The following is a 23,284-nucleotide window of genomic DNA, read 5'->3' on the forward strand; positions in this document are numbered from 1 at the left end:
CAATTAACTATTCAAAGATAACTGTAAATAACCACCATCAGGCAATGCCACTGTTCGCATCACTCCTTTAAAGTGACTATCGAGTAACAAAGTCTTATGCTCAGCTGCTAGAGTAGAGATACACAAACTTTCTAACGGTAGCATATCCCTAAATTGTCGAGTGCCAAATTGCCATTGCTTATGGCCTAAATACTCAGATTGTCCAACAAATAGCGGCAGTAACCCTTGGCTATTTCGTAAATAACAGCGTAAGCCTCGTCCAGCTTGTGCAATACAAGCACGTAATTGTGTTAACTCTACGACCATATAAACCAAGCCAACTTGACACTCCTCTCCTGAATCAACCAACCTTTCATTGACGATACTGAGCATCGCGTAAGGATCAATAATTGACTGGCTCTTGTGTTGTCGTGCACTTTTAAGTTGTTGATCAATTGTACTTTTTAATAGTGCTGATAAATAAGCATATTGATAAGTTTGTTCACCTAGATCTGCCATGTAGCAAATAACATGTTTTTTATCAACCATAGCAAAGTCAACAAAATAACGACTTAAATCCTGCTGCTTAAAAATCGTATAATTAATATAAGCACTACCTTTACTACGGTTATTAGAAGGGAATAAGCCTCCTTGTAACTCAGCTGCAGCACTTTCGTCATAACGTAATTTATCGAGATTTAAATTAAGCTCGTGATAATAATTATTTGCCTGATACTTGCGGCTTGTAGTGGGATCTAATGCTGCTAATATCGCATCGGATATCATATGTAGATTAGATAATGGCTTAATCAAATAATCACTAGCGCCAATGCGCAGCGCCTCAACCACATCAGTCATCACGTAATTTGCCGAGATAACCACAGAAATCAACTCTGGCTTTAAGTTATTCATCTGCTTCAACATGGTTAAACCATTGAGGTGAGGCATCGAGAGATCAGCAATCACAATATCAAAGTCTTTTTCAAGAAATAAGACTAATCCTTGCTGACCATCTTCTGCATCTTCTACCGTTGCACCGAGAGAGCGTAAAAAAGAGGTGATCAGTTGCCTAAAAACGCTATCGTCTTCAACAACTAAAATATGTAAGTTAGAAAGTGCCATTATTACTCCAGATCGGATAACAGCACTACTTAAAAAATAAAACGCAAAACAACAGGCTGACGACCGATTAATCTAACTCTTGCATATATTCATCAATAAGTTCATCGTCATCCTGGTGTAAAGGAACTTGGCCATCATAAACTTTATAGTCCATGTGTTGGAAGTAAGCGTCTTTAACAAAGGTATAAGGATCGAGTGCGTTATCTACTAATCTTTCTTGATCGATTGCTGCAGAACGTGCATTTAGGCTCTTAAAGCCCCATTTTATTGCCGACTGCAGCATAGTAAGTTCAGATAATGGGAAGTATAGACCATCTACCCAATCGCTGGCGATCTCTCTTGTCACATATGGCCCTAAAAAAGGTGCCATAAAATAAGGGCCATCTGGTACGCCGTAATATCCTAATACTTCACTAAAGTCATCTTGCTTACGAGGCATCCCCATCATAGAGGCAACATCAATAATACCCAATAAACCTACGGTCGAATTGATGGTAAAACGGCCACCGGCATTGGCAGCCCATTTCCATTTTCCTTGCAATGTATTATTGACCAAGCTACTTGGTTCATCTAAATTGCGGATAAAATTTTCAATTCCAGTTCGTACACTATTTGGCGTGTAATCGTTATAACCATGAGCGACTGGACGATAAATATACTTATCTAAGTAATTATAATTAAAGTCCCACATGCTACGGTTAAAGCCTTCCCACGGATCTCGTGGGTCATTGTAATGAATAGTGACATCAGCACTTGCTACACTCTCATTGGCTGATTGCGCTACAGCCGCATTAGTCAGCGGCAGTAGAATCAAAGGTAATGTCAGCCATTTCAAGGTTATTTGCCATCTCATCAGAATCACTCAATCCAACATCTAAAGTTTTTAGTTATCACAACCGATATCTATACAGATAGGTTGCAGTTATCAAGTATATATATACTACCTAAAGTAGCTTAAATACAAAGTAAAGGTAACATGCTTAATTGATTTGAGGTTTACATGCCATTGTCATTAATAAATATGCTCGACCATAATATGCCGACAAAAAATCAGTTAACGTCACAACTACGTTTACTCAATTATGTTAATAAAGTCATATTATTAGATATATTACAAACTAACGTTAATACAGACCCAAAGCAAATAACAAGTTTAATGCAACAACTCGCTCAGGCTAAGAATATTGCTCATATCGATAACCAACTAGGCTTACAAAATCAGCTAACCAAGCAAACACTTTATGCAACTGATCGCGCTAAACCACAATTAATTGATCGTCAATCATTACAGTTACTACAAACTATCACCCAACAGCAACTAATAAAGCACACAAAGAATCAAAGCATCAACCTACTGGTCAATATCAGCGATAACCAGCTTAAAATAGCAGGAACTGTGATACCCATTACTGCAAAAGACGGCCAGTATATCCTAACTCTGCCGCTAACGGCTAATAGCATTAAAGCGACGCTTGCAAAAGTGATTAACAACATCTCAATACCCACCTCGCTATCGCCACTTTTAAATCAATCAATCGCTAAATTAAACCAGCCCCAAGCCAATATCTCACAAATAAACAATCAAAGTTCAACAAATAATATAGGAACTTCGCCAGTATCATCAAAAGCTAATAACTTAAGTCAGCAAATCAATCTTTTGTGGCAACAGGTAAAGCTCAATACCTCTCCTGCCACCGCTAATTTAACCAGCAAAATGGTAATAGATACGCCTCTACCACAAGCAATCGTATCTCTACAGCCAATTAGTGAAGCAACGCAAGCCAAGCATGCTAATCAAATGGCACACCTAACGAGCTTAAACACACCTATAGCCCCAATAAACAGCACCGTATCCTCTTCGGCAAATATATTACAGTTGATATTGCCAACATTAATCAGTCTGACTAAAACAGATAATCTAAGCCAACAATTAAAACCAAGTGCAACAACCGCAATGCCACAAATCAATAATCCATCAAACAGTTTTCAGCCATTTAACTTACTATTTCAACTGTTGTTGTTTAAATTGCCGCAGGCACAAAATTTGCCATTATCAGCAACAACCCAACAATATATTGCTGACTTACAGCGCCAGTACCAACAGCTCAATAGATCAATTAACTCAACAACCAATCAATCATTGACGACACTCGTTAAAATCGATGAATTACAACAGAATCAATTGCAGCAACAAGAGCGTGGTCTGCAATGGCAATTTAGCTTGCCGTTTCAATTCGAGTCACAATTACGCCTCTTGATTGGCGAATTTCAAGTTTTTAAACAAGATCCACAACAAAACTTATGGCAGCTTAAACTCGACTTAGATCTGAATGCAGGCCCATTAAAATTAATCGCTAATATGAAAACCAATGGCCTCAGTCTTAACTTTATTGCTCAGTCTGTTTCAATGACAAACAAAGTAAGTCAACACTTACCTCTGCTCAACCAACAGCTCAGCGCTTGGGGATTTAGTCTTTTAAGCTGCCAATGCATAACCGATCCCAAACGCTTTACATGTGAGCATCAAGCCCATACTCAATTTAATTATGAGGTCTAATATGAAACCGACCAAGCATGCTGCTGCATTAACTTATAATGGTACTGGAGCCCCCTATTTGAGTGCTAAAGGGCAAGCTCAGGTAGCAGAGGATATAATTGCGATAGCACAAGCTGCAGGAATACAAATTCATCATGACCCACACCTCAGTCAATTTTTACAATTTCTTGAATTAGGTGAAGAAATTCCCCCAGAGCTTTATAAGTTAATTGCTGAGTTATTGTCATTTATCTACATATTAGAAGGTAAAACGCCTAAGAATTGGCAAAATCCGAATACTGACGTAACGATTTAAAATTTGGGGATATAAAAACCCCGCAATCACGCGGGGAAGAAAATTAAAATAATCTATTAAGCAGGCTTTCGATGTAGCCGTATCAATAACTCGGCTTCAGCTCTTGGAAGTTCACACTCCGCAACAAGCTCTTCAATTCCAGCCCCAAGTTCAACCATCTTCATGGCACGGCTATATAAGCGTGATTGTGGATCTTGCTGGCCCGTGCCCACCTCATCTAAACGAGCATCTTGTGATTGCAGCTTCTTATCAAACTCCATCACTCGACGCCCTACTCCTATAATACCACTACGTAACTCTTGAACTTCACGAGCTAAGGCCTCGCGGTGCTTGTCACCTTCCTTAACTAATACCGTTAATGCCTCAACTTTTCCCCTTAATGTGCCAAACACTCGCATAAGATAAAAAACTAAGCCAATACAACTGCAAGCAATCACACATGCCAATGCCACAATCAAAAACTCAGTGCCAAACATAGTCATCCTTAACTCCTAACAATTCAATCTTGTATTCTATTCATTTACATCACGAGTGGTTATAATGACACCACCGCTTTCAAGTGGAACAACATTCACCGATGGATCCATTGGAATCGCATCATATTTAGGGATCATATCCCGCTGTTGTTGTAACGCATTAATTTGATCAATTTTTTGCTGCTCTGGAGTAATAGCCACATCCACTTCAGCTCCCGGCTCTGCAAAATTTAATAACGACTGCATTGCCGATGGTGTGCTGTCTAACCAGCGTCCTATTAATTGCGCTTGATCATCATCAGCCACCAATATTATTTGTTGTTCCGTTAACGTTATAACCTGCTTTTCTAATTTACTATTCGTCAATCTTAAATCTAAATATAAACAAGCTAGAATAAAAATAATCATACATAACAGAAAAATCCCTACCACTAACCAAATTGGTTTTTCAGCCTTCTGTGTCATTTAATGACTAGCTCCATTTCTATTAACAATTAAAATATTCGTTGTAAGTTTTTCTTTAAAATTGCAGCAGTAAAAGGTTTAACAATATAGCCATTAACACCTGCTTGCTGGGCACTAATAATAGATTGTCGCTCAACTTCAGCCGTAACAATAATAACTGGTAATGATTTTAATTCATTATCACTCCGAATAGATTTTAATAAATCTATTCCAGCAACATTAGGCAAATCCCATTCAGTTATCACTAATTCAAAATCACCTTTATTAAGCATATTAAGTGCCATCGCACCATCTTGTGCTTCATGCTATTATTAAAACCTAAATCAGCTAATAAGTTTTTAGTAATTCGCCGCATCGTTGGCAATTCATCTGCGATTAAAATTTTAAGATTTTTATTCACACGCTACCGCCAATCAATTAGCTAACATGAGTCCAATGCTTAAGTTTAGATTTTAATCTCAACATCGCTTGACTAAGAATTTGGCTCACTCTTGACTCACTGACTTCTAATACTGCCCCAATCTCTTTTAAATTTAAGGCTTCGTCATAATAGAGAGATAATACTAGCGCATCACGTTCCGGCAGTAATTGAATCGCATCCACTAATGCTTGTTGAAATTCTGTTTCAGCAAGCGCATCAAAACTGTCATCGCCAGTATCATGTCCAAAACCAATCACATCGTGAGAGACGCCTAAGTCCTCAATACCCACGATTTTACCCATGCTGACATCATTCAAGATACCATGGTAATCATCAAGCGAAACTTCCATTCGAGTAGCGATTTCAACATTACTGGCATCACGCCCTAACTCTTGCTCAAGCTCATCCATGACCTGAGCTACGCGACGTTGATTACGGTGCACAGACCGAGGTACCCAATCACCGCGACGGATCTCATCTAACATTGAGCCGCGAATGCGGATCCCTGCAAACGTTTCAAATTTTGCCCCTTTACCGCCATCAAATTTAGCAGCGGCCTCCAGTAACCCGATCATACCCGCTTGTAATAAATCATCTAATTGAACCGATGCAGGTAATCGTGCTAATAAATGGTGCGCAATTTTTTTGACTAAAGGTGCATATTGCTCAATAACAGCACTGCGATCATCTTGCTGACAATAGGCGGCGGCTTTATTCACTGGTTTCCTCCTCCGCGTAATGATTATGCTGGATAAGGCGTTCCACAAAGAATTCTAAGTGCCCACCAGGTTGCCTTGGTATAGGCCAAGTCACTATTTTATTAGCAAGCCCATAGTAGGCCATTGACGCTGGTGATTTAGGGAACGCCTCAACCACTAACTTTTGTTTACGAACAGATTTACGTAAATTCTCATCGAATGGAATAGTGGCGACCAATTCAAGTGCAACATCTAAAAAGCGATCTGTCACCTTGCTTAATTTAGCAAATAACTCCATACCTTCGCGTAAGTTACGTACCATATTGGCGACAATTTTAAAACGGAATACCCCATGTTCACGGCTTAAAATTTTAATTAAAGCATAAGCATCGGTAATTGAAGTTGGTTCGTCACATACCACCACGACCACATCTTGAGAAGCACGCGAAAAACTCAGCACCATATCGGAAATACCGGCCGCAGTATCGACAATGAGTACATCAAATTGAGTTCGCATCTCGCTAAAAGCTCGAATCAAGCCCGCATGATGCGCATGTGATAACTCAACCATGCCTTTAGAGCCAGAACTAGCTGGAATAATCCCGATCCCCTTAGGGCCTTTTACAATAATGTCATCGAGTTCTGCATCGCCATATAACACATGTGAAAGATTTCGATTCGAACGAATACCGAGCATCACATCGACATTAGCAAGGCCAAGATCGGCATCGAGTATCAATACTCGCTTACCCTTTTCTGCAAGGGCCACAGCAGTATTGATCGACACACTGGTTTTACCCACGCCGCCCTTGCCACCAGTCACAGCAATCACTTTGACTTTTTCATTACTCGGCTGATTCATCATACGTAATCCGCTTGCTTGATCCAGGGTCATAACTTTACTCAAATGCATAGGCCACTTTAGACCTGTAGGTATCTTGCGATTTTGACTGCTCATCCATGGCCGCCAATGCTTTTCGTGCTAACTCAATCGTGTCGGCTAAACGCATATCTTCAGGTACACGTTGACCATCAGTCACATAATTAAGTGGCAATTTATTATCAATTAGCACACTCAATGCGCCAGCAAGTGAGATTGACTCATCAAGCTTGCTTAATACTGCACCTGTGAGAGGAATTCGTTGGAAGTGACTAATGGCATCTTCTAATACGCGACGTTGTGACGTTGATGACAACACCAAATAACTGCGAATAGGGATCCGATTGTCTGCCGCCAAATTATCTAACTGCTGATATAGCCGTAGATCTCTTTGTCCCATACCCGCAGTATCAATCAAGATCAATTGACGACTACGCAATTGATATAAGACTTGTTCAAGTTCATTTAAATCATGAGCTTGCTTAACAGGACAACCCATAATTTTGCCATAGGTCGCCAACTGCTCATATGCACCTATTCGGTAATGGTCTGTGGTCACTAAAGCAATTTTGTCGACACCATGGCGCGCAGCATATCGTGCTGCCAATTTAGCTAAGGTTGTTGTTTTCCCCACTCCAGTCGGACCGACTAAAGCCACAATTCCACCTTGGCGAACAATATCATCACCATGATTATCTAACATATTGGCTAGATATTGCGGTAATACCCGAGTCAATTCCCCCGGCTGATAACGTTGCGATAACTCAGCTAATTTAGTCGCGACAGGTAATGAGAAATCTGCTTCCAACAACTTGCTTTTAAGCATGGCGCCAACAGGATCGTTACGCTGCTGTTTATCGTTCATTAAGCTGGATAATTGATGCGTCAGTAAGTTACGCATGGTCGCTAACTCTTGACGGACTGCATCAATTTCACTGGCACTCACTTTTGAATTTAATTTAGGTTCAGCCACCGTATTTCTAGCGGGCTGAACAGGTGACACTTTAGGCTCGGCAGCGGCTTGTTTATGTTGTTGTAATGCCCGAGACCATTCCGGCAACTCATTCTCATCGGCTTCTGTTTGTTTTTGTTGTGCCAATTTTCCTTGCTGTCTTTCTAATAGTGCTTGTAAAGAATCTGGCGCGGCTTGATGTTGATTTGTAGGTGTTGCCACTCGACTAAAATCATCTCCTAACGATACCTTGTCATCACCCAAACTTAACATGGCTGTATTGGGCAATTGCGGCATCGCTCTTGGCGATGGATCATCAAAATCGACAGCTGCAACTATCTCGATACCACCAGCAACTTTCTTATTTGACATGATGACAGCATCGTCACCCAAGGTTTCTTTCACTTGAGCCAAGGCAGCGCGCATATCCTTTGCTAAAAAACGTTTAATCTTCACTTACCCACCCCTATTGGCCCACTGCATAGACAATTCGAATCTGTTTTTCATCAGGGATTTCTTGATATGAAATCACCCGTAAATTTGGAATAGTATGTTTAACAAAACGAGACAAGGTTGAACGCAACATACCTGATGTTAATAAAATGGCAGGTTGGCCAATAATCTCTTGTTTCTGAGCAGCTTCTGCTAAAGATTGCTGCATACGTTCTGCAAGCCCAGGTTCAATATTCGGTCCCTCGCCCCCTGTCGCTTGCATTGACTGATGCAACATCTGTTCCAATTCTGGTGCCAAAGTAATGACAGGGATCTCCATCTCAGGCCCTGCAATCTCTTGCACAATCATCCGCTTAAGGGCTATACGAACCGCAGCGGTCAATACTTCTGAATCATTACTCTTAGGTCCATATTCAACCAAAGTTTGTACAATCGTACGTAAGTCTCGTACAGAAACACCTTCATTCAATAGGTTTTGCATCACCTTCACGACATTGCCCATGGTCATAATTTCAGGAATAAAACCATCAACCAATTTAGGTGTTTGCTTAGCCAACATTTCCAGTAACTGTTGCACTTCTTCATAGCCCAACAGTTTGGCAGCATTGTTAGTTAATAATTGGCTTAAGTGAGTGGCTACTACCGTTGCTGAATCAACCACGGTATAACCTAATGTTTGCGCGTGTTCACGTTGCTCTGGGGTAATCCACACCGCATCTAAACCAAATGCAGGATCGATGGTTTTAATGCCATTCAATTCGCCATAAACTTGACCCGGATTAATCGCTAATTCGCAATCGTGACGAATTTCAGCCTCACCACAGGCAACGCCCATTAAAGAAATACGATACGCATTTGGGGGTAAATCAAGATTGTCGCGGATATGTACAGCAGGCACTAAGAAGCCAAGTTCCTGTGATAACTTTTTACGCACACCTTTAATACGTTGCAGTAACTCACCACCTTGGCCTTTATCAACCAGAGGAATTAAACGGTAACCCACTTCAAGGCCAATGGTGTCAACATGATGCACATCTTCCCAGCTCAACTCTTTCGGCTCATGGGATAATGGTTCTAATGTTGATGTTGTCGCTTCAGTCAGTGCATTGACCTTAGCAAGTTGGTTACGGCGGCCAACCCACCAGCCACCAAGACCTGTCAATAACGCAAACGTTAAAAAAGCAAAATGTGGCATGCCCGGCACAATACCCATGATGAATAACACGCCTGCAGCAATATATAATGCTTTAGGACTGTCAAACATCTGACTCATCATCAACTGACCCATATCGCCAGATTCATTTTGACGAGTCACCATTAATGCTGCCGCAATCGACAACAATAGCCCGGGGATCTGAGCCACTAAACCATCACCAATGGTTAATAAGGTATAAATTTCAGCTGCATCACTAAAGCTCAAGCCATGTTGCACCATACCGATAATAAAACCACCACAAATGTTAATCACCAGAATCAAAATACCAGCGATAGCATCACCTTTTACAAACTTTGAAGCACCATCCATCGCGCCGTAAAAATCCGCCTCTTTGGTCACTTCCTCACGACGGCTACGTGCTTGATCTTGATTGATCAACCCCGCATTTAAGTCGGCATCAATCGCCATCTGCTTACCCGGCATAGCATCTAAGGTAAAGCGGGCACTTACTTCAGAAATACGGCCTGCACCTTTAGTCACTACCGCAAAGTTAATAATGATCAAAATAAGGAATACAATTAAACCAACAGCATAGTTACCACCAATTACCACAGATCCGAAAGCTTCAATCACTTTACCTGCAGCATCACCGCCATTGTGGCCTTCAAGCAATACCACTCGAGTGGAAGCAACATTCAAAGCCAATCTTAATAATGTCGCGACTAATAAAACGGTAGGAAATGCCGCAAAATCAAGCGGTCTATCGGTGTAAATAGCAACAAGGAGCACGACCAGTGCCAAAGAAATATTAAATGAGAATAAGATATCAAGCAGTAATGCGGGTATGGGCAAAATGATCATTGCCAATGAGGCCAACACTAATAAAGGTGTACCTATACCTTTAAAATTGGCTGGTTTTATTTGCCTGATTTGTCCTAAGGTCGCCTTCACATCCATTTGATAACAGCCTAAACTTTGACATATTTATTAATATAATCAACAAAAAGCAATTAACATGCCAAAAACAATCTATTTACATATTAATGACGTAGTTCTTCAGGAATAGGTTGTGATAAAGGCAGTGGTTTAGGCTTTTTGCCTTTACCTCGTTGGAATTGACGTAACTGAAACACATAAGCTAACACTTGCGCTACCGCAGTAAATAATCCATCAGGGATCTCTTGCTCAATACGAGTACTGTAAAAAATAGCACGCGCAAGTGGCGGTGCTGAAACAATGGCAACGTCATGCTCACGAGCAATTTCTCTAATTTTAAATGCAACCTCATCAACCCCTTTCGCCACCACATAGGGGGCAGATGCTTTACTGGCATCATACTTCACCGCTACCGCATAATGTTCAGGGTTCACCACAATCACATCAGCATTCGGCACTTCAGCCATCATACGTCGATGCGACATTTCATATTGTAATTGGCGGATACGACTTTTAACTTCAGGTTTTCCTTCCGTATCTTTATATTCGTCTTTGACTTCCTGCTTGGTCATCTTTAACTGTTTATTGTGATTCCAAATCTGGTATGGCACATCAATCAAGGTAATTAATACAATCGAAAAACATATCAAAAAGAAAATCCAACTAATGATCTCTAAACCATGATAAACATTATTGGGTAACTGCTCATTAGAGAGTTGAATAATCCGCCCAAAATATAATTTAAGCAGTAAAAAAGCACTGATTGCAACGACTGAAAACTTAGCAATACTCTTCGCTAATTCAACTGCAGCTTGTACGCCAAACATCCGCTTAAAACCAGACATGGGATTCATTTTACTGCCTTTAGGCATAAAGGCTTTAGTCGAAAAAGAGAGACCGCCTAAAGCTACATTGCCCATAAAGGCTAAAAACACCAGTAATGAAATAAACCCTAATAATGGCCAACCTAATTCCTGACCTATCGGTCCCCATACACGCAACATACTATATTCATCAAAAATATTAGCGCGTGAGGGACTAAACAGCTGCGTCATAATCGTTGCAAGGCTGTCGCCCAACATAGGGCCAATAGTCATAAAACCAATGGCTGACGCGACTAATACCGCAAATGTGCCTAACTCTTTTGACCGTGCAACCTGCCCTTTTTCTCGCGCTTGTTGCAAGCGTTTGGGGGTGGCTTCTTCAGTCCGTTCTTGGCTGCTATCGTTATCTGCCATTAGCCGCCTCCCAATTGTGTACACTGCAGCCGCACCAAGTCACAAATCACTTGCTGGGCACTTAGCCAAATACGGTCAAAATGACTCATTACGGTTTCTAATGTCAGCCATAAAATCACTAACCCCGAAATCATAGTAATAGGGAAACCGATTGCAAAAATATTGAGCTGCGGTGCTGCGCGGGTCATCACCCCGAATGATAAGTTAATCACTAACAAAGCAACGATAGCAGACATAGACATGGTTAATGCAGCGGCAAAAATATAACTGCCCCACAATACCAACTTATGATAAGCCCCAATGGCAATGCCTTCTGTACTAACTGGCAGTGTTTCAAAGCTAACAATCAACATTCTCACCATCAATAGATGACCATCAACCGCTAAAAACACCATGGTGGCTAACAATAGAAAAAAGTTACCCACAACGGGCGTTTGTTGACCAGAACCTGGGTCAACCATAGACGCAAAACCTAAACTGGTTTGCATACCAATAATTTGACCAGCAAGCACAAAACACTGCATCAGCAACAAGCTAACAAAGCCCATAGCAATGCCAATGAGAATTTGCTGTAACGTAATCAGAAAGCTAGTAATCGAAAATAATTCAGTATATGCCACCGGCGGCAGCATAGGCACAACCGCAACGGTCACGGCGACAGAAAGTAATAAACGGATCTGTTTAGGGGTGTTATTAGAACCTATAACCGTCATCACCATAAACATGCTAGAGATGCGAAAAAATGGCCAGATATAATTAGCCAAAGACTGCATGACGGTCTCAAGCAACAACTCCATCGGATTATCCTATGACCATTGGAATACGCTCGACCATACTAAAGAAGAAATCCATTAGCGTGCGTACCAACCAATGCCCACCCACCATTAATGCCATCAGAGTGACAATTAAACGGGGTAAGAAACTTAGAGTTTGTTCGTTAATAGAGGTAGCAGCTTGGAATACAGCAACTACTAAGCCAACAATCAAGCCCGGCACAACGACAGCAGATACAATGATAACTACGATAGATAAAGCATGGCGAAATACATCAACAAAATCTTCTGGAGACATTGTCAGCCTCCAAAACTATTGGCTAAGGTACCCATCACTAAGCTCCAACCATCAACCAACACAAATAGCATAATCTTAAACGGCAGTGACACAATCATGGGGGATAACATCATCATACCCATAGCCATCAAGATACTCGCCACCACAAGGTCAATAACCAAAAATGGGATAAATAACATAAATCCAATTTGGAACGCGGTTTTCAATTCGCTAGTGATAAATGCAGGAATGATAATCTGCATCGGCGCATCATTAACTGAGTTAATATTCTGATAACCCGAGATCTCAATAAATGTATTGAGATCGGTCACACGGGTTTGACTTAGCATAAATTGCTTTAATGGCTGATGCCCAATTTCATAAGCTTGTTCAATATTTATTTTGGCGTCCATATAAGGTTGCACTGCTTGCTCATACACTTGCGTGAACACTGGCGACATAATAAAGAAACTTAAAAATAAGCTAATACCAATTAAAATTTGATTGGATGGGGTTTGTTGTAAACCAATGGCTTGTCTTAAAATAGACAACACCACAATAATTCGAGTAAAAGAGGTCAGCATAATGACCATGGCGGGTAAAAAGCTGAGCGCCGTCATTAAGATAAGAATTTGCATCGTTACCGAATAACGACTTGAGCCATCCTCACCAGTGGTCACGGTTACGGCGGGTAAAATGCCTTCTTGCGCCTGTGCCCAAGGGGCAATAAACAGTAAAATTAACGGTAGCGCAGTTACAATCCTTTGTAATAATAAACTCATACTTGCTCAGTCTTAGCTTGTCTTAATCGCTGTGAAAATGCCGACTCAGGAACAGTGACAGGCACAGCTAACTTATCAATTAAATTAATCTGCTGTGCGGTTACCCCAAGTAAATATTGCTGCCCCTCTAATTCAATTAATACCACCCGCTCTTTTTGGCCAACAACATTAGTGGCTAGAGTTTTAATGACACTATTTTGGGCTGGCATCAAATTGAGTCTTTTCAATAAAAAAACCAGAGCAAATATGACCGCCAATACCACCATTAAGCCCACTAACATACTGGCTAAACTGGTTAAGCTCGACATACTGTCAGCTTGGCTTATTACTTGACCCGACATACTTGCTCCTAGAGGTAGACCAATTACTTTAACTTTTTAATGCGTTCGGTTTGGCTAATCACATCGGTTAAGCGAATACCAAATTTGTCATTTACCACGACCACTTCACCATGAGCAATCAAGGTGCCATTAACCATGACATCTAATGCTTCTCCCGCTGCGCGATCCAACTCGACCACTGAGCCTTGGTTTAATTGCAGCAAATCACGAATACTAATATTGCTGCGGCCGACTTCCATTGAGATAGTGACCGGAATATCTAAAATGGTTTCTAATTTAGTTTCATCATCGTCAATCACTTGCGCAGTTTTATTGCTCAATTCATCTAATGCGACCGCTTCTGCTTCTTGCTCAGTGGCTTCTACTTGTTCTTCGCTCATAGGGCTACCTTATTCACTTCCAATTGAATTAACACTGCCTGGCAATTGCGGCAGGTTAGATTTTACAGTTTGCGGGCGTTGCATTTTTTCGCATACTTGCAACGCCAAGTTATCCTTAACCTTGCCCATTTTGCAGCGGAAAGTGGGCAAATCTTCCACCTTCATTAATACGTGTTCAGGTAAGTCGACCGGGATAACATCACCCGCCTTTAACGCCATCACTTCGCGTAATGACATAGAGTGCTCAATAATGCTGGCATTAAAGCCGACATCCACATCTAATAACTCTTCTACAATCGCTTGAGAAAAACGCTTATCAGCACCTTGATTATCATTTTTCACACCTGAATCAAGCATCTCTCGGATAGGCTCAACCATTGAGTAAGGAATTGTGACGTGGAAATCACCGCCACCACCATCAACTTCAATATGGAATGAGTTAACTAACACCAAATCCGTTGGGCTCACAATATTAGCCATCGCCGGATTGACCTCTGATTCGATAAACTCAAAATCAACGTCCATCACGGGTGCCCATGCTTCTTTGTAATCTTCAAAAATAATCTTTAATAGCAGCTGTACAATACGTCGTTCAGTTGGGGTAAATTCACGCCCCTCAATTTTGGCGTGAAAGCGACCATCTCCACCAAAAAAATTATCCACCAAAATAAAGACCAAACGTGCTTCCATAGTAATCAGCGCAGTGCCTTTTAATGGACTAAAACGCACCATATTCAAACTCGTTGGCACAAATAACGAATGGACATATTCGCCAAATTTCAACATTTGTACGCCGTTAAATGACACTTCACTACCACGGCGCATCATGTTGAACATGCTAACCCGCATATGACGTACAAAACGCTCGTTTATCATCTCTAGCGTAGGCATTCGGCCACTGACAACCCGATCTTGTGACGCAAAGTCAAAAGGCTGCGCTGTAGCACTATCTACGCTATCGCTACCGTCTTCTTCATCAACACCATGTAACAGTGCATCAATTTCGTCTTGGCTAAGTAAATCACTCACGCTATCTACCCTTATTCATCAATATCACGACTCAATTACTGCATAATAAAGCCAGTAAATAGCACTTGCTCAACCACGGAGCGCCCAGCAACTGACTGCAACACTTGCTGTACATTTTCAAGTGCAATCCGACGTTGCTCGTTTTTACCTTCAGGTGTTTTGAGTTGTTCCACATCAGCCGCACTCAGTACCGTCAGTAATTTATCTTCAATTAATGGAATATGCTTACGAACCAACACATCATCAGCAATACCTCGAACCATCAGTTCTACTTTTATCTCGACCATACGTTCGCGGTCTTTACCTTTTAAATTCAATAAAAAAGGCTTACCCATTGGTACATATAACGCTTGTGGTCCTTCAGCTTCACCATCAGCGCCACCTTCACCTTCTGCGGCAACCGTTTGCTCAGTTGCAGGCGCATCATCCCCCCCCATCATAAAAAATGCTGCAGCACCGCCACCACCGAGTAATACCAGCACCACTGCAATTATAATGATCAGCTTGCCTTTGCCTTTTTTGGTTTCTTCAACCTCTAATGCTTCTTCAGCCATTTCATATCCTTATGATTTACCAATTTAATCCGTTAATAAATTAAGCGTAATAATCAATTACACTGTCATCTAGCTGCTCAGTTATTTGACTTGATTGAGTTTGATGATTGGCTTGTTCATCTCGGCCATGATGATTTGCTGCAATCTGCTCATCTTGATTTGTTTGTTCATTTTGCTGCTGGCCATCATTAACGCCGCTATCGGTTAAATTCATGCCCTGCTCGGCCAACATCTCACGTAATCGAGGCATCGCTTGTTCAAGTAAGTCTCGGGTTTGTGGCTGCAATGCACTAAATTGAACTTGGGTTTGATCACCTTGAACTTGCACCCTAATCATCATCTGCCCAAGCTCGGCTGGGTCGAGGCGAATTTCCATCTTATTAATGCCGTTATTCACCATATGCATTGCTTGCTGCTGCATTACCGGTGCAAAACGAGCCATCATTGCCTTCATATTGTTATCACCAACATCGCTACGTAATGTCACAAGCGTATTGACGCTATCAGTACGATTAGCACTGACTTGTTGTAACTGTGTGGCTGATGCGGAAGTGCTGCTTAGTTGACTATCACCTAAACTAGTATTAGTCGGAGTTGAGGTTATTAATTGGCTTAACTGTTGGCTCACCACATCCGATGTTTTAAGTTGATTGACCAGCTTGCCTTCAATACTCAAACTCACTTTCTCTGCCAACTTATCCATATTTTGCAATTCACCATCAGCCGCGACTTTTAAAATGCTGTTAAGTTGCGATTTTTGCTCTGTGGTTAAGGGATTCTCACCCCCTAAAATAGGCATTTGCAATTGTGCGGTATTGTTTGGCATTGTTGCAGCAAGTTGCTGGCTTAATTGCTGTAGTTGTGGTTGCAGTTGTTCAACGACTAGCGACATTTGTGCCGGTGTCATTTGTGATAATTCTTGGCTAGATAATCCACTGACTTGGGCTAATTGCGGCAAGCTCAACCCAGTTTGATTAAGTAATTGTTGTAATTCAGGCGGCAAGTTTTGGCCGCTAGTATTGATATTTGCCGCTGCTAGAGATAATTGACTCACATCAGTTGCAACATTCGAACGACCAAATTGCTGACCAAAATTAATTTGTGATAACACTAAGCTCACCTCATCAGGCAAGCTTGTTACTGTCGTTGTCGAAGTTAAATTTTGTATTGCATTTTTGACATCAATTAAAGAGGCCTGCTGGGCTGCTGAAAACTCAATATCATCAGTAACCCCATCAGTTTCATCAACTGTTGGCTCAGCCATTTGACTTTGATCTGATTGAGATTTTATCTCATTTTTAGGCATTAACGACTCAACTTGTTGCTGTTGAGCTTTAGCAAAGTCATCACCAAACAGCGCGGCATTATCTGGCGATGATTCCGTCTGTGATGAACCTTGCTGACCACGAGATAATGGTGCAGACCCCGCTCCAGAACCCAGTAATAAATTTGATATTTGCTGCACTGAACTCACCATTCCTTTTGCTTGTTCAAAGCTTTGACGCTAAAGCGTCAAAGTTTCTACTTTTCAGTGAAACGTTACTTCCATTCCTACGCTTCACTTAAACAAAAGCAATTTATATGCCAGTTAGAAAGTACTGAATTAGATTAATGCATTTTATTATGGCAGGACAGACGAGTTGAGAGAGATGATGACTTTTAATATTTAACGGGCTTGGCGCAAAAATTGATTAATCGCAAATTCATCAATCATTTTTTGTTCGCGCTTATTTTCTAACATAATCTGACGTTGTTTTTTCTTTTCTAATAGTGACTCAATACCTTTACGTTTTTGCTGTTTCTCAAGCCAATGCTGCTGACGGTGCTCTTTGATAGTATTAGTTTGATTAACATGATTATTTTGTTGTTCAATAGCCCCATCAATCTGTTTAATAAAACGGTAAAACTGCTGATAAAAACTGGCACTTATTTGTTGACCAATTTTATCATCTAACTGTTTCATATAATCTAACCGATACTGATTTAACGCACCTAATTGATCACAGGCTTTTTGCCAGTCCAATTGAGCTGAACGCATCTGCAAACTGGCTTGCTGTTCTGCATCTTGTGCCAAATCTAATACGATCAATAGGGGATCTTTTCTCATCATCAATATTACCCCTTACACTGAGCAGCAATTTGATTAAGCATCACCCGACTATCATCAAAACTAACGGCATCACTCATGGTTTGTCTTAAAAATGCATTCATCGCCGGTTGCAGACGTATCGCATTATCAATCCGAGGATCGCTGCCTTGTGAATAGGCGCCGATTGAGATCAAATCTCGGTTTTGTTGATATAGCGAGTAACACTGCTTCACTTTTCGCATTGATTCCAGATGCTCAGTATCAATCACCATCGGGGCAACACGACTAATTGATGCTTCCACATCAATCGCTGGATAGTGTCCGCTATCAGCTAATTGGCGTGACAACACAATATGACCATCTAAAATTGCTCTTGACGCATCGGCAATCGGATCTTGCTGATCATCACCTTCGGTTAATACCGTATAAAATGCGGTAATAGAACCTTGCGAACCACCACCGTTACCCGCACGTTCAACCAGCTTAGGTAATTTAGCAAATACCGACGGTGGATAACCCTTGGTTGCTGGCGGCTCACCAACGGCAAGCGCAATTTCACGCTGCGCCTGTGCATAGCGAGTTAAACTATCCATTAATAGCAGCACGTTATAGCCTAAATCTCTAAAATACTCAGCTATTCGTGTTGACGTTTCACAAGCCCGTAAACGCATTAGTGGTGAAGTATCAGCTGGAGCAGCCACTACCACAGAACGAGCTCGGCCTTGCTCCCCTAAAATCTCTTCAATAAACTCTTTGACTTCACGACCACGCTCACCCACTAAGCCCACCACAATAATGTCGGCATTAGTGCCACGGGTCATCATGCCTAACAGCACACTTTTACCCACACCTGAACCTGCAAATAATCCCATTCGTTGGCCTATGCCGACAGTTAGCATGGCATTAATCGCACGCACGCCTACATCTAAAGGTTGACTAATCGCACGTCGACTCAGTGGATTAATCGCTTGGCTATAACGACCCGTTTGAGTTTCAGCACGCAATGGTCCTTTATCATCAAGTGGCACCGCATTGCCATCAAGCACTCGCCCTAACAAAGATAAACCAACAGGTAATCCAGTTTGCTCACCTAATGGCGTAACTTTGGCACCGGGTAATACGCCGCGTAATTCTTCAATCGGCATTAAATAAAGTAATTGGTCATCAAAACCAATCACTTCAGCCACCAGCTCACCCGCCATAGTTTCAATGGCGCATAAACTACCAACAGGCGCTCGGCAGCCACTGGCCTCAAGTGTTAACCCCACAACCCTCACTAATTGCCCTTGGGCAACTGGCCGAAAAGGGATAACTTTACTGGTCGTATGACTAAGCTGTTTAATCAATCTCGTTGTTAATGCTTGCATCAGGCTTTATCTCATCAGAATCACTCGCAGTTTGCTTATGAGCTATTGGGCTTATTGAGGCAGAAACAGGTGTACTTGATTGATTTGTATCTTGCTGAACCGCGATCTGTTGCTGCAGGTTTTGCTCTTGCTGTTCAATCGTGGCTAATACCGCTTTTATACGAGTTTCCAATAGCATATCAACCATTGAGCGTTCGCTCTCAATAATACAGTCACCGTCATTTAAGCTAGGATCAACATCGATTTGCCACTGGTGTTGTGCCAGTGCTTTATCGCCATACATCTCGCTAATTAAGTCAGCACTGTGTTTGTTCACTCGTACTGACACGGCTTGTTTCTTTATCGGCAATGCATCAATACCTTGTCGCATTGCCGCTAAAATATGTTCCGGATGAGTATGAATTTCTTGCCCTATCACAGCCCGAGTTAACGCTATGGTGAGTTGCAATATCTGTTGTTCAACTTCGGCATTTAACACGGCTAATGGTTGTTCAAATTGTTGCAGTAACTGCTCAAACTGATCGGTTAGTGGCTTAATTAAATCTCGACCCGCTTGTTCACCGGTCTCTTTTCCCTGAGCATAACCCTCACTTTGTCCTTTGGCGATGCCCTCAATTTTACCTTGCTCAAAGCCCGCGAGATGCCCCTCTTCACGCCCCTGCTCAAAACCCTCTTGCTGTGCTAATGCTCGAATATCTTCAATTTCAGATAGAGTTGGTGGTAAAAACTTATTGTTTTACCACTGCCGTCATCATCATCTCGCTGCACTTTATGGCCGAACATGTCACTGTTCATTTTAGGTAAGTCGGCACTGACATCAGGCAGTTCCCAATGACTAAAGTCATCGAACTGATCTTTACTTAGTGTCGCTGTTGATTTAGGCATATTGTCCATTATACGAACTCATCTCCACCGCCACTACTCAACATAATTTCACCACTTTCACTTAAGCGACGAGTCACAGCAAGGATCTCTTTCTGTGCCACTTCTACTTCACTTAGGCGAATTGGTCCCATTGCTTCTAAGTCATCGTTAAGCAATTCTGCTGCACGTTTTGACATATTGCCCAAGAACTTCTCTTTAAGCAGTTCATCGGCGCCTTTCAGTGCCTTCATTAAGATCTCTTGTTGCACTTCACGCAATAATGCCTGAATGCCTCGGTCATCAAGATCAATAAGGTTATCAAATACAAACATCAAATCTTGGATATGCTGAGCAACCTCTTCGTCAGACTCACGAATGGTATCCATCAATGGGGCTTCAATACTTGAATCAAGTAAGTTCATGATATCTGCTGCGGTCTTTAAGCCACCTAACTTAGCTGGCTGCGAGCTACCTTGCCCCGCAAATTGTTTCTCCATAATCTCATTTAATTCTTTTAATGCGGCTGGCTGCACTTCTTCTAAATTAGCAATTCGCATCATTAAATCTAAACGAGTATTTTCTGGGAATTGAGCAAAAATTTGCGCCGCTTGCTCAGGATCTAGGTATGACAATACAATTGTTTGAATCTGTGGATGCTCATGTTGGATAAGCTGAGCTACCTGTCTTGCATCCATCCATTTTAATGAATCAAGTCCTTTCGCCCCAGAGCCTGCAATAATCTGCTCCAGTAAGTTAGTGGCTTTTTCTTCCCCTAATGCTGCGGTTAATGCTTTACGTACAAACTCTTCACTATTAAAACCAATAGAGGAGTATTTTTGAATGTCATCCAAAAACAGACGATGCACGGCAATCACTTTTTCTTGACCAAAATCTTCAATAGATGCCATTGCCATGCCGACTTGCTGCACCTGCTTAGGTTCTAAATGCTTTAAAATCGCCGCCGCGTCACCTTCACTTAAACTCAGTAATAAAATCGCTGCCTTATCAATACCTGTGATACTGTCGAGATCAAATGCGGGTCCGTTTACTTCGCTTACTGCACTACTTTTTGTCATCGCTCACTAACCAATTTTGCACCACTTGGGTGGATAATTCAGGCTCATTTGCCACTAAAGATCGAATCGATTTCACCATGTCATCGTCTTTGTGCAAATCAGGGATAATAATTGAACCATCTTCAGCGTAACTATACTCAGTGGCAGGGCCATTAAGTAGCATGCCATTTTGGGCATATTGCTCTTCTAGTGAAGCCAAATCACTATTAGTATCAGGTTCACTGCTGGTTAACTTTTTAAGGACTGGCCGTACTACCGCTAAAATCAGCACCAAAATAACAATTGCAGCTATCAGTAACTTCATTGCCCGCCAAAACCATGGCTGATCCCACATTGCAGGCTCTGGCGTTGCTTCAAAGGTTTCATCTAAAAACGGCACACTGACCACTTCAATCACATCACCACGCGCCGCATTAAAGCCAACGGCACCTTCAAGTAAACGACGAATATTATTCAGCTCTTGCTCAGTACGCGTCACTTTAGCAACCGCGCCCCCCTCTGCTGAAGCCTCACCCGGCTTGTAATCAACCGCAACTGAAACGCTTATCCGCTGGATCATGCCAACTTGTTGACGGGTATGGCTAATGGTAGTGTCGAGTTCAAAATTACGAGTTGCTTCTTTATGGCTAGAACCACTTTTTTCAGTTTGCGCAACGCCAACTTGCCCAGCTTCTTCAGGGATATTTGCTGGCATTGGCGGTTGATTGGTTAATGCTCCAGGAATCCCCCCATTGGCACCAGCAACATTGCTATTTTCAATCACCATCTCACTACGTAACGCTGGTAAGTCTGGATTGTAACGCTTAGTCGTTTGCTCTACCGCTGTGAAGTCCATCGCCACATTAACTTGTGAACTAAAATTCTCCGGTCCTAAAATTGGAATTAAGATTGAATCAATCTTATTGCGATATTCAGTTTCTTTTTGTTGAACTAACTCAGCATCACGACGAGCTTGTACAGACGAGCCATCTTGAGTACCGGAGTTTAACAAACGACCATTACTGTCAGTCACGGTCACCCGTGTAGGCTCTAATTTATGCACCGCACTGGCAACGATATCAACAATTGAATCAATCTCTTCTTGGCTTAATCCTGAACGCGTCGTATTGACACAACGGTAGCACTTGGCTTAGATTGATGACGGGCAAATACACTCTCTTTTGGCAGCGCTAAAATCACTTTGGCTCGATTAACACTTTTAAGCTCTTCAATCACACGCGCAAGATTCTGCTCTTGACTGTACTTTAATCGTGCTTGCTCCATCCGCTGGCTCACGCCAAAGCCACTGTCTTTGCTTAGAAAGTCATTGGTTAATTCACCACTATCCAAACCAGCGCGCGCCAATATCATTTTAACTTGTTGGTATTTATCTTCAGGCACACTAAGTTGATCAATATCGATTTGGTAATCTATTTTGTTTTTATCAAGAATATCGAGCACTTGCACCATTTGCTGGGTTTCCATTTTTCCGACAGGCCGGAAATCTGGCGTTTGTGCCCACATCATAATAAATACCGTCAACGCTAAACAAATTGCTAGCGCTAATACCATGGAAATTTGGCGTAATACATTCGGGCCGGAAAAACCGCCTTTACCTGCACCACTTCTATCAGCTGCAGGTGGGACGGCGCTATTAAGCTGGGCCGGGGCTGCCATATTAGGCTTACCGCCAATCGCTAATTCTGTGCTCACATTCGCTTCCTATTAGTCGATACCATTACTTAAACTGGCATTCTCATAATTTGGGTATACGCATCAACAATTTTATTTCGTACTTGTAAGGTAGCTTCAAAAGCAACACTGGCTTTTTCACGCGCGATGACGGTATCGGAAAGAGTGACACTGCTATCACCCATCTCTAATCGAGTCGCTAAGTTAGCCGATTGCCCCTGTAATTGATTAACGTTACCAATGGCATGTGCAAGCAGTTGCCCGAAGTCGGAACTACTTTTATTCATTTGTGGAGTAATAACTGAGGGAGTCACTTCGCCTTTAATTGTTTGCATTTCTTGCAATAAGCTATTTGATCCAATTTCCATATTTAGCTTCCCTTCTAATCCGTCTAAAATTTGACGTTAGCTTAATTAATTTAGACAAATGCAATTTTCTTGCCAAAAGAACCAT

Annotated in this window: 25 protein-coding genes and 2 pseudogenes; 2 read left to right on the top strand and 25 right to left on the bottom strand. The window is 41.7% G+C overall.

The window, feature by feature from the left end; genetic code table 11:
* Window positions 1-3: 3 nt before the first annotated feature.
* Window positions 4-1,101 carry a response regulator gene (locus JCM15074_RS13215; protein ID WP_025821625.1) on the bottom strand — a complete coding sequence of 366 codons (1,098 nt, stop codon included), beginning with the start codon at window positions 1,099-1,101 and terminating at the stop codon, window positions 4-6.
* A gap of 67 nt (window positions 1,102-1,168) precedes the next feature.
* Window positions 1,169-1,942 carry an MlaA family lipoprotein gene (locus JCM15074_RS13220; RefSeq protein ID WP_025821626.1) on the bottom strand — a complete coding sequence of 258 codons (774 nt, stop codon included), beginning with the start codon at window positions 1,940-1,942 and terminating at the stop codon, window positions 1,169-1,171.
* Between the two features lie 159 nt (window positions 1,943-2,101).
* Here JCM15074_RS13220 and JCM15074_RS13225 point away from each other — a divergent pair, with 159 nt between their 5' ends.
* Both JCM15074_RS13225 and JCM15074_RS13230 read left to right on the top strand, forming a co-directional pair.
* Complete coding sequence (locus JCM15074_RS13225; RefSeq protein ID WP_025821627.1) at window positions 2,102-3,658, top strand: flagellar hook-length control protein FliK; 1,557 nt, start codon at window positions 2,102-2,104, stop codon at window positions 3,656-3,658.
* Window position 3,659: 1 nt separating this feature from the next.
* The gene (locus tag JCM15074_RS13230; RefSeq protein ID WP_234400231.1) at window positions 3,660-3,953 is read left to right on the top strand and encodes an EscU/YscU/HrcU family type III secretion system export apparatus switch protein; all 294 of its coding nucleotides are present in this window, start codon (window positions 3,660-3,662) and stop codon (window positions 3,951-3,953) included.
* A gap of 56 nt (window positions 3,954-4,009) precedes the next feature.
* On the opposite strand, the gene JCM15074_RS13235 is transcribed toward JCM15074_RS13230, so the two are convergent.
* From JCM15074_RS13235 to fliE, 23 genes and pseudogenes are all read right to left on the bottom strand, one after another.
* Window positions 4,010-4,429, bottom strand: a complete 420-nt coding sequence (locus JCM15074_RS13235; protein WP_025821629.1) for a DUF2802 domain-containing protein — start codon at window positions 4,427-4,429, stop codon at window positions 4,010-4,012.
* Window positions 4,430-4,465: 36 nt separating this feature from the next.
* Window positions 4,466-4,894 carry a hypothetical protein gene (locus tag JCM15074_RS13240; protein WP_025821630.1) on the bottom strand — a complete coding sequence of 143 codons (429 nt, stop codon included), beginning with the start codon at window positions 4,892-4,894 and terminating at the stop codon, window positions 4,466-4,468.
* 29 nt (window positions 4,895-4,923) lie between these two features.
* A pseudogene (locus JCM15074_RS22170) lies at window positions 4,924-5,294 on the bottom strand (response regulator).
* Window positions 5,295-5,311: 17 nt separating this feature from the next.
* On the bottom strand, window positions 5,312-6,034 hold the full coding sequence (locus JCM15074_RS13250) for an RNA polymerase sigma factor FliA (RefSeq protein WP_025821631.1): 723 nt from the start codon (window positions 6,032-6,034) through the stop codon (window positions 5,312-5,314).
* Window positions 6,027-6,908 (bottom strand): MinD/ParA family protein, encoded by an 882-nt coding sequence (locus JCM15074_RS13255; RefSeq protein WP_025821632.1) that lies wholly within the window; start codon window positions 6,906-6,908, stop codon window positions 6,027-6,029. Before JCM15074_RS13255 ends, JCM15074_RS13250 begins: the two co-directional genes overlap by 8 nt.
* A gap of 4 nt (window positions 6,909-6,912) precedes the next feature.
* Window positions 6,913-8,301: a flagellar biosynthesis GTPase FlhF gene (gene flhF, locus JCM15074_RS13260; protein ID WP_025821633.1), complete on the bottom strand. Its 1,389-nt coding sequence runs from the start codon at window positions 8,299-8,301 to the stop codon at window positions 6,913-6,915.
* Between the two features lie 10 nt (window positions 8,302-8,311).
* Window positions 8,312-10,411: a flagellar biosynthesis protein FlhA gene (gene flhA / locus JCM15074_RS13265; protein ID WP_025821634.1), complete on the bottom strand. Its 2,100-nt coding sequence runs from the start codon at window positions 10,409-10,411 to the stop codon at window positions 8,312-8,314.
* Window positions 10,412-10,494: 83 nt separating this feature from the next.
* Window positions 10,495-11,628: a flagellar biosynthesis protein FlhB gene (gene flhB / locus JCM15074_RS13270; protein ID WP_025821635.1), complete on the bottom strand. Its 1,134-nt coding sequence runs from the start codon at window positions 11,626-11,628 to the stop codon at window positions 10,495-10,497.
* Window positions 11,628-12,425, bottom strand: a complete 798-nt coding sequence (gene fliR, locus JCM15074_RS13275) for a flagellar biosynthetic protein FliR (RefSeq protein WP_025821636.1) — start codon at window positions 12,423-12,425, stop codon at window positions 11,628-11,630. Before fliR ends, flhB begins: the two co-directional genes overlap by 1 nt.
* 4 nt (window positions 12,426-12,429) lie before the next feature.
* On the bottom strand, window positions 12,430-12,699 hold the full coding sequence (gene fliQ / locus JCM15074_RS13280; protein ID WP_025821637.1) for a flagellar biosynthesis protein FliQ: 270 nt from the start codon (window positions 12,697-12,699) through the stop codon (window positions 12,430-12,432).
* A gap of 2 nt (window positions 12,700-12,701) precedes the next feature.
* A complete protein-coding gene (fliP, locus tag JCM15074_RS13285) occupies window positions 12,702-13,460 on the bottom strand; it encodes a flagellar type III secretion system pore protein FliP (RefSeq protein ID WP_025821638.1) in 759 nt (252 codons plus the stop codon).
* Window positions 13,457-13,801: a flagellar biosynthetic protein FliO gene (gene fliO, locus JCM15074_RS13290; protein ID WP_025821639.1), complete on the bottom strand. Its 345-nt coding sequence runs from the start codon at window positions 13,799-13,801 to the stop codon at window positions 13,457-13,459. Before fliO ends, fliP begins: the two co-directional genes overlap by 4 nt.
* Before the next feature lie 23 nt (window positions 13,802-13,824).
* On the bottom strand, window positions 13,825-14,181 hold the full coding sequence (fliN, locus tag JCM15074_RS22175) for a flagellar motor switch protein FliN (RefSeq protein ID WP_037469707.1): 357 nt from the start codon (window positions 14,179-14,181) through the stop codon (window positions 13,825-13,827).
* 9 nt (window positions 14,182-14,190) lie between these two features.
* Complete coding sequence (fliM, locus tag JCM15074_RS22180) at window positions 14,191-15,210, bottom strand: flagellar motor switch protein FliM (RefSeq protein ID WP_051536896.1); 1,020 nt, start codon at window positions 15,208-15,210, stop codon at window positions 14,191-14,193.
* Between the two features lie 35 nt (window positions 15,211-15,245).
* A complete protein-coding gene (gene fliL / locus JCM15074_RS13305; RefSeq protein ID WP_025821640.1) occupies window positions 15,246-15,764 on the bottom strand; it encodes a flagellar basal body-associated protein FliL in 519 nt (172 codons plus the stop codon).
* Window positions 15,765-15,804: 40 nt separating this feature from the next.
* Entirely contained in the window at window positions 15,805-17,229 is a 1,425-nt protein-coding gene (locus JCM15074_RS13310) for a flagellar hook-length control protein FliK (RefSeq protein WP_159105292.1), read from the bottom strand.
* Window positions 17,230-17,430: 201 nt separating this feature from the next.
* Window positions 17,431-17,874, bottom strand: coding sequence for a flagellar export protein FliJ (gene fliJ, locus JCM15074_RS13315; RefSeq protein WP_025821642.1), 444 nt, complete (start codon window positions 17,872-17,874; stop codon window positions 17,431-17,433).
* A gap of 5 nt (window positions 17,875-17,879) precedes the next feature.
* On the bottom strand, window positions 17,880-19,220 hold the full coding sequence (gene fliI, locus JCM15074_RS13320; protein ID WP_025821643.1) for a flagellar protein export ATPase FliI: 1,341 nt from the start codon (window positions 19,218-19,220) through the stop codon (window positions 17,880-17,882).
* Window positions 19,192-19,923, bottom strand: coding sequence for a flagellar assembly protein FliH (locus tag JCM15074_RS23680; RefSeq protein WP_084267009.1), 732 nt, complete (start codon window positions 19,921-19,923; stop codon window positions 19,192-19,194). The genes fliI and JCM15074_RS23680 overlap by 29 nt, the downstream gene beginning before the upstream one ends.
* Entirely contained in the window at window positions 19,902-20,105 is a 204-nt protein-coding gene (locus JCM15074_RS23685; RefSeq protein WP_148300797.1) for a hypothetical protein, read from the bottom strand. The genes JCM15074_RS23680 and JCM15074_RS23685 overlap by 22 nt, the downstream gene beginning before the upstream one ends.
* An 8-nt stretch (window positions 20,106-20,113) precedes the next feature.
* On the bottom strand, window positions 20,114-21,160 hold the full coding sequence (gene fliG / locus JCM15074_RS13330; protein WP_025821644.1) for a flagellar motor switch protein FliG: 1,047 nt from the start codon (window positions 21,158-21,160) through the stop codon (window positions 20,114-20,116).
* Window positions 21,147-22,816, bottom strand: a pseudogene (gene fliF / locus JCM15074_RS22190) (flagellar basal-body MS-ring/collar protein FliF). Before fliF ends, fliG begins: the two are co-directional and overlap by 14 nt.
* A gap of 65 nt (window positions 22,817-22,881) precedes the next feature.
* On the bottom strand, window positions 22,882-23,199 hold the full coding sequence (fliE, locus tag JCM15074_RS13340; protein ID WP_025821645.1) for a flagellar hook-basal body complex protein FliE: 318 nt from the start codon (window positions 23,197-23,199) through the stop codon (window positions 22,882-22,884).
* Window positions 23,200-23,284: the final 85 nt, after the last annotated feature.

The organism is Shewanella marina JCM 15074, from assembly GCF_000614975.1.
Taxonomy (GTDB): Bacteria; Pseudomonadota; Gammaproteobacteria; order Enterobacterales; family Shewanellaceae; genus Shewanella; species Shewanella marina.